Origin of the sequence: Thermoproteus sp. CP80, from assembly GCF_002077075.2 — an archaeon.
Taxonomy (GTDB): Archaea; Thermoproteota; Thermoprotei; order Thermoproteales; family Thermoproteaceae; genus Thermoproteus.
Genome location: NZ_LCWM02000017.1, coordinates 29,055 through 36,338, shown reverse-complemented (window position 1 = coordinate 36,338; position 7,284 = coordinate 29,055). Strand labels below are relative to the sequence as shown.

Sequence of the window (7,284 nt, the reverse complement as noted above, 5' to 3'; positions counted from 1 at the left end):
ACCAGCGGTCCGGCTGCGGGAAGTCCGGCGCCCCCTCGTACATCACCTGGGTGAGGCCCATGGCGAACGGGCCGAAGGCCACGTACCAGGCGCCGGTGCCCCAGCCTATGTCGCCAGTACACCAGTATACCTCGTCGTCCCTCACGGCGAATATCTGCTTCATGTCGGCGTATATGGACACTGCGAAGCCGCCCGTGTCGTGGACTATGCCCTTGGGCTTGCCGGTGGTGCCCGAGGTGTACAGTACGTGCGACATATCCTCGCTCCTCACGGGCAGCGGCTCCACGTAGGCGTTCTGCCTCACGCCCCTCAAGGAGTCCTCCCAGAACCAGTCCCTCCCCTCTGTCATCGGCACGTCGTTAAGGCCGAGCCTCCTCACGACGAAGACGGCCTCGGCCCCAGGGGCCTTCTCTAGGGCCTTGTCCACTATCTCCTTGAGTCTGACTACCTTCCCCCTCCTCCAGAAGCCGTCGGTGGTGATGACAGCCCTCGGCTTGAAGTCGGCCAGCCTATCGGCCAGCGCGTCGGCGGAGAAGCCCGAGAATATGGTCGTGTGCACAGCCCCTATGCGCCAGATGGCGAGTATAGCTATCAATACCTCCGGCACCATGGGCATGTACAGCGTCACGCGGTCGCCCTTCTTTATGCCGAAGTTGCAGTGGAGCATGCACGCCGCTCTGTTCACCTCTCTCCACAGGTCGTAGTAGGTGAACTTCCTCCGGTCCGTGGGGTATCCGGCCTGGTCCACCGGCTCCCCCTCCCATATCAAGGCCAGCTTGTTCTTGCGCCAGGTCTTGACGTGCCTATCCACGGCGAGGTAGGACAGGTTGAGCTCGCCCCCCACAAACCACTTAAAGAACGGCGGATTAGACGCGTCGAGGACCCTATCCCAAGGCCTAAACCACTCGAGCTCCCTAGCTATAGAGGCCCAGTAGCCCTCCAGGTCCTCCAGGCTCCGTCTATGGAGCTCCCAGTACGTCTTTATGGATTCAGGCCCAGCTTTATATCGCTCATTTGAGACATACGTATCGAAGGGGAGCTTCACTTCAAGCTCCTGGCCGACCGACATGTTTAAATGAACAGGATTCCTATATATCTATTAATGTAGACTATTGCCGATAGAATACAGATCCTAAGAGTTTTATATAGTTTAGATAAATATCATAATTACTACGATTTAAAATAAATAAAATACTGTAGATTTTTCTTGGAATAATATGTAAATAAACAATGATATAGTATATTTATAAATACATATACAAGCATATTTATATAAATTACTATATAGTATATTTATAATCCGCGGCGGGGGCGTCGCCACGTAGTTCGGCGGCTTAATCTAGGCGGCGGGGAGCCGCAGAGGCTCCGAGGGACGTGCCAGGAGCCGGCTCGGTAGGAGCCTCACCGCGCAGGTCCGCGCTCCAGCTCGCCTCTCAGGGCCCTATACATGACGACGATGTGGCGCCCCGGCCTCGCGGAGTCGATGGCCTGCCCGACCCCCTCGACGAGGCGCCTCGCCTCATCCAGCCTTCCGCCGTCCAGCAACAACTTGGCCAGCGCCAGCTTGAGGGCCAGCAGCTCCTCGCCGCCGGCGCCCGCCCTCTCTAGCTCCTCCACTCTAGCCCTCAACCTATCTATGGCCGTCGCCGTATCGCCGCCTATCACCTTCGTCTCGAAGAAATACCGCCGCCTCACCGCGGTCGCAGGCGCCGATCTATACGCCAGGTAGGCCGCGGCGAGAGCCACGGCGGTGGGCAGAGCCGCATATAGGAGATAGCCGCGTACGTCGAACAGGAAGAACGCGGCAAGGTCGTATATGCCGAGCGCTGTAAGCGCAACCCTAAGAGTCCTCGCAAGCTCCACGACTGACGCCGTATATCGACTATTTAATGTTTCTAGCGTCCATCGCGAGCCCCCCAGCCCGCGGCGCAGACCCGCCGAGAGGCGACGCGCTAAGGAGAACGCTGATTCCCCTTCGGTTTGCCCCTCCTCCGCCGCCTCGGCTTAGGGCCGGCGCCCCGACGGCGGGGATATATGCTTGGACACGACCGTCGTCAGATCCGGACTGATCCTCTTCATTCGTCCCCAATCGGCGTCCATGTACGTTCCGCATTACGCCGACATGACTCCATGCTCCTCGGCGGATTCTCCCCGCCTACAGGGAGCTCCATGAGGAGGCCTTGACAGGGAAGGACTTCCCTGTGAGGCTTCCCACTAGCTGTCTCCTATCGGCGATGCCTAAGGCACATGGTCGAGAGCGGGCTCGACCCCGAGCCGGACAGCGCCCAACCCGAAGCTTGCCAAGCCGCCGCGGCTGGCGTCGTGATGCGCCGCGGCTCTGGGCGACGGCGCATTGAATCAATAAAACGATCTCCTCCGGCCTAGGTATGGAGATGAATATCTCCATAGACGAGATAAGGCGCCGCCTTGAGCTGGCCTTGAGGCCGGCCGAGCCGCCGGTTCTTGACGGGGTTCTGGCGGCCGTGGAGAGGGACGGCAAGCTCCGCGGGCCGGCGGACTGGGTCTTCCCGGCGTGGAGGCTCTACGTCGAATACGCGGCGCAGAGGATCGCCGAGGCGTTCCCGCTCACAGAGGAGGAGAGGGGCAGCTCCTCCACTTCCGGGACACGCTGAAACGGTTGTTGCTGGAGGCGCAGAGGCAGGCGAAGGCCGAGCTGACCTCGATATACAACGCCATTATTGAGGGCACCTACAGAATAGAGGGCAACAAGCTGTACGCGCCGGACGGGGCGTGGATGTACATAGCCAAAGTAGCCGCACCGCGAATCGCGATCCACGGCGTCAGCGCTTCGGCGCATTTTCCCGATGTGTTGAAGCTTCCGCGCGAGCGGCTTGAGTTACTTCAGCTGGGCTGGAGGGCAAGCGATGAGGGCAATAATGACGGCCGGCCCTTCATGGGCACCACACAGCCTTGGCAAGTGTTCGCCTGGACTGCGGCGAGATACGGAGAGCTCTATGTATATGTCGATTCGGTTAAGTTGACGCGCGAAGGGGTGAGCGTACATATACAAATCAGGGCAAAGGACTGGAAGCAAAGGTGGAGCAAGAACGAGGCGATAAGTCTCGTTGCAGACTACCTCAGACGTGGGGAGTGGGCCCCCCTCCTCGCCGCGTGGCTGGGGGACGGGAAGGCTAGGTGGAAGAAGATTCTACACGGCAAGTATGTATTGACAATTGCGGCTAAGGAGCCTTGGAGATTAGGCAGAAAAATAGGCACATACGAGGCCCTAGTCGCCACCGGCAGAGAGGCGTTTGTAAAGCTTAGGGAGGCGGCCGGCGCATACGGCGAACCGCTCGATCTTCTGAAGGCCCACAAGTGGATCTACATAAAGCTAGCCACAGACGACGATTTTAGAGTGACACACAAGCTGAATACGGAGAAGAGAGGCATAGACGCCCTTGGGAAGGCACGTCGGAACAATGGCAAAATCCCTACAAAGTCACATACTGAGAGACCGAATAAGGGCGCCGTGGTCGTGGCGAGCGTCGTGATGTATCTCGAGCTGGTGAGCGGCAGGGGCGGCTCCCTCGTCGCTAAGTACTTCACCCGCGATGCCGGAAAGGCGCTCGCCATAGCCGCCGAGCTCAAGGCGGCCGGGCTTAGGCCGAACGTCGTGAGGTCCGGCCCCAACTACGTGGTGTATATAGCCACTGCGGACCTCTTGAGGCTGGCGGAGCGAGACAGCGAAATAAGAAGGGCCGTAGCGCTCTACCTCGCCGAAAAGGCGAAGGACGGCACGCCGAGGCAGAGGGAGATCGCCGAAAAGATCCTAAGGAGGCATCCCCTTTTTCTTCCCAATCGCCTCGCCGCCTCCTCGAAGCCGGCATAGCCATGCGCAGAGCGTCTCGCGCCACGTGAGGCCTATTCAGTGAAGAAAGCCGCTGGAGGTCGGCGCCTTCGGCCGACGGCCGGGAAACAGAGGCATGGACGGAGACGGCTGAGGCCGATATTTGACGCGTCTAATCCAGCCGGCCATGAAACCAGCACGCCGCACAGTGTGGGATCGACCAACGTCCGGTCGGACCGCGCAGATGACAGCCGGAAGAGCCTATGGATGGACCGGCCGGGATTTTTGGGCGGGTTCTCCCCCGAACCCGGGATCTCCCGCGCGCGAGGCGGGCGTCCTTCCGCTAGACTACCGGCCCTTTACATATATTTCCAGTGGTTTTTAAGCTTTTCTCCCTGGACGCGGATCTGCCGGGGCCGCAGACCTCCGCCGGCTCTATCCGGGCTCGGCGCAGGTCCCCCGTCGCGCGTCGCTTCAGCGTAAAGTATTTTTACCACAGATCTCGTCGGCATTGTGCCCGTCGCTCTGTTTACCGACTTCGACGGGACGTTGGTGCCGCCGGAGCTCGTGAGGAGAGACCCCTCTCTGCCTCTGGAGCTGGAGCACGCCTTGAGGGAGCTCGCCCTCAAGATTCCCCTCGCCGTTGTGACGACCAAGGAGTGCGGCCTGGTGGCGAGGGCCGTGCCCTTCGCGGCGGCGTATGCCTGTATAAACGGCATAGAGGTTAGGGCGGGGGGATATGTGGCGATCTTCCACGGGCTCAAGACGGCGGAGCTGGACCGCGTGTTGAGATCCGCCCGCTCTCTGGACGCCCTCGTTGAGGAGAAGAGGACGTGGGACGGGAGGCTCGCCGGGATCACCATCGACTGGAGGGACCGCGGCGCCCCGCCCAGCGGGCTCGGCGACGTCTTGGCCGAGGCGTCCTCCCTGGGCCTCAAGGTGCTTAAGTACTCGAGGCATCCCTTCGTGGACATATACGGAGCCGACGTGGACAAGGGACGCGCGGTGAGGCTCCTGAAGGCCCTCCTGGGGGTTGACCGCGTGGTGTACATGGGCGACAGCGAGAACGACCTGCCCGCCTGGGCCGAGGCAGACGTGAGGATAGTCGTGAGGCACGCCCTCAATAGGGCCCTCCCCGTCGAGGGGGCCATCCCCATAGCCTACGAGGAGCTCCCGAGATACATCAGGCAGGTACTGGCGAATCTGGAATCCTCGGCGGATCGCGGCGGGCCGTCGCCCTAGAGAAATCTTTAAGTACCGCGGCGATGCCCCTCCATGTCGAGAGGAACCTCGCGGACTGCGTCCATCATCGCCGTCGTGGTTCTGGTGATGGTGGTCGCCGCGGTTCTGCTGTACGTGACGGGCCAAAGTCGACAAGCCCCCGCGACGACCCCTCCGTCTACGTCGACCGCGGCGACGCCCACCGCGACCCCCACGGCGACGTCTGCGCAGAACGTGGCTCTCTACGTTGTGGCCTACAAGGACATCACCGCCGGCCTGCTGGTCACGGTGTTGAACTACCTCATATTGGGCAAGCCGCTGGAGGGCTTCAACATCGGCGGCTTGAAGGGCTGACGTGCTGGTCCGCATAGGCATAGACGACACCGACTCCCACAGGGGGGGCTGCACGACGTATGTGGGCTACAGGCTGGTGAAGGAGATATTGAGGAAATACGGCGATATCCTGGCCGACTACCCCCGCCTCATAAGGCTGAACCCCTACGTCCCCTTCAAGACCAGGGGGAACGCCGCCGTGGCGTTGGTCCTCGACGCGCCCGAGGGGGCCGAGGGGGATCTGTGGGAGCTCGCCGTCAAGACGGTCTCGGAGGGCTCGGACGTGGTCGGCAAGACGAGCCCCGGCGTGGTCATGGCGGTCGGCCAAGTGCCCGAGAGGGCCAGGCGGGTCTACAGGCTGGCCCTGTCGCAGATAGTGCCGAGGAGCGTGGTGGAGCGGGTCGGGGGGCTGAGGACCTGGGGCGGCCGGGGGGTGATAGGGGCTACGGCGGCCGTCGGGGCGGAGCTACCCAGATCGACCTTCGAGCTGTTGGCCTACAGGGAGGGCGGGAGGCCCCCGATAGGGCGCGACCTCGTCGCGGCGATGGAGCTGCTGACCTACCCCTACACCTTCCATAACTTGGACGGGAGGAGGGTCCTCATAGAGCCGAGGGGGCCGGACCCCGTCCTCTACGGCATAAGGGGCCTCTCCCCACCCCATCTGGTCTACGCGGCGCGTTTCCTCGAGGCCAACGGCGTGCGGCCGGCCGGCTGGGTTATATACCGCACGAACCAGGCGACCGACGCCCACGTGGAGCTGGGCGCTCTGCCCGATAGGCCGCTCCCCTATTCGGTGTATAGGGCTAGGGCGTTGGTGCTGTGGGCCAGGAGGCACAGGCGCCACGTCTTCGCGGGGCTTTCCAACGGCCTGGTGGCGGTGGCCTATAGGCATCTGGGCAAGATAGCCGCTACCCTGGAGAGATGCGTGGGCTGCTACGTGGAGCTGAGGGGCGGGGTGAAGCCGAGGGGGGACGGCCTCTATCTATACATAGAGTCCATGGAGGTGATATATAGGGTCGTCAGATCGACGCCGAGATGTCCCTACTGCGGCGGCGCCCTGGAGAGCATGGGCAGAGGTAAAGGCAGGCGGTGCGTCAGATGCGGCACGGTCTTCAAGACGGCGGAGGTTCGCTACCTGCTGTCCACGTCCGAGCGGGGCCTCCACGTCCCGAGGCCGGGCGAGTGGCGCCACCTCTTCAAGCCGCCGGATCTGGACCCGACGCCGGTGGAGCTGGCCGGCAAGGCCGAGGGCTGGATCAGATAGCGCAGGCGCGGCGGCCTGCCTGGATCAGTATATATATTGGGGCCTCGGGCGCACATATGGAGCTGCGGAAAGGCGTAGTCCTGCTGAAGGGGTCGCCCAACACGTTGGTCGTGGGCAGGTACGTGATAGATCCGGGCAACCCCGCCGAGAGGTCCGCCGAGATACTCAAGGCGGCCGGCGAGAGGCCGACGGTCCTCCTGACCCACCACCACGCCGACCACCTCTCGGCGACGCCCGAGGGGGCCGAGGTCTACGCGCCATGGGGCGAGGAGATCCTCGTCTCCAACACCAAGGCCCGTCTCTTCTTCACCCACGGCTTCTACGTGCCGGACGCGGCGTATGTGGGGCGCGACCTCAAGGTGGCCGGCCTGGTGAGGCCGGGCGACAAGATCGAGAACGTAGAGGCTGTAGATCTGAGGGGCCACACCTTCGGCCATATGGGATATCTAGTCGAGGGGGTTCTCTACGCGGGCGACGCGGTGTTCGGCGAGATGGTCCTCAAGAGGTACGGAATGCCCTACCTCAACGACGTGGACCTCTTCACGGCGTCGCTCGACAGAATAGAGTCCCTGGAGCCCGAGGTGCTGGTCATGGGCCACGGCCCCGTGGCTGGAAGCAGGAAGAGGATCAAGGAGCTGGTGGAGGCGAACAAATCCGC

At 62.3% G+C, this 7,284-nt stretch carries 8 protein-coding genes and 1 tRNA gene; 6 read left to right on the top strand and 3 right to left on the bottom strand.

Going from position 1 to position 7,284, the window contains the following annotated elements:
* A partial coding sequence (locus tag B7L68_RS04880) for an AMP-binding protein (protein WP_143615295.1) occupies window positions 1–1,069 on the bottom strand: 1,069 nt, incomplete at its 3' end.
* A gap of 332 nt (window positions 1,070–1,401) precedes the next feature.
* Window positions 1,402–1,863 (bottom strand): hypothetical protein, encoded by a 462-nt coding sequence (locus tag B7L68_RS04875; protein WP_081246560.1) that lies wholly within the window; start codon window positions 1,861–1,863, stop codon window positions 1,402–1,404.
* A gap of 524 nt (window positions 1,864–2,387) precedes the next feature.
* Here B7L68_RS04875 and B7L68_RS04870 point away from each other — a divergent pair.
* Complete coding sequence (locus B7L68_RS04870; protein ID WP_081246559.1) at window positions 2,388–2,633, top strand: hypothetical protein; 246 nt, start codon at window positions 2,388–2,390, stop codon at window positions 2,631–2,633.
* A gap of 8 nt (window positions 2,634–2,641) precedes the next feature.
* A complete protein-coding gene (locus B7L68_RS04865; RefSeq protein WP_081246558.1) occupies window positions 2,642–3,850 on the top strand; it encodes a hypothetical protein in 1,209 nt (402 codons plus the stop codon).
* Between the two features lie 226 nt (window positions 3,851–4,076).
* On the opposite strand, the gene B7L68_RS04860 is transcribed toward B7L68_RS04865, so the two are convergent.
* A tRNA-Ala gene (locus tag B7L68_RS04860) sits at window positions 4,077–4,166 on the bottom strand.
* Window positions 4,167–4,321: 155 nt separating this feature from the next.
* On the opposite strand from B7L68_RS04860, the gene B7L68_RS04855 reads away from it, so the two are divergent.
* From B7L68_RS04855 to B7L68_RS04840, 4 genes are all read left to right on the top strand, one after another.
* Window positions 4,322–5,050 (top strand): HAD hydrolase family protein, encoded by a 729-nt coding sequence (locus B7L68_RS04855; protein ID WP_081246557.1) that lies wholly within the window; start codon window positions 4,322–4,324, stop codon window positions 5,048–5,050.
* Between the two features lie 33 nt (window positions 5,051–5,083).
* Window positions 5,084–5,383 carry a hypothetical protein gene (locus B7L68_RS04850; protein ID WP_081246556.1) on the top strand — a complete coding sequence of 100 codons (300 nt, stop codon included), beginning with the start codon at window positions 5,084–5,086 and terminating at the stop codon, window positions 5,381–5,383.
* A 1-nt stretch (window position 5,384) separates the two neighbouring features.
* Entirely contained in the window at window positions 5,385–6,626 is a 1,242-nt protein-coding gene (locus B7L68_RS04845) for a tRNA(Ile)(2)-agmatinylcytidine synthase (protein ID WP_081246555.1), read from the top strand.
* Between the two features lie 56 nt (window positions 6,627–6,682).
* The coding region (locus tag B7L68_RS04840; RefSeq protein WP_081246562.1) for an MBL fold metallo-hydrolase at window positions 6,683–7,284 on the top strand (602 nt) is incomplete at its 3' end.

Bases quoted from the DNA above. Each gene is read 5' to 3' on its own strand.
- B7L68_RS04850 (WP_081246556.1), top strand. From the start codon at position 5,084: ATGTCGAGAGGAACCTCGCGGACTGCGTCCATCATCGCCGTCGTGGTT.
- B7L68_RS04870 (WP_081246559.1), top strand. From the start codon at position 2,388: ATGGAGATGAATATCTCCATAGACGAGATAAGGCGCCGCCTTGAGCTG.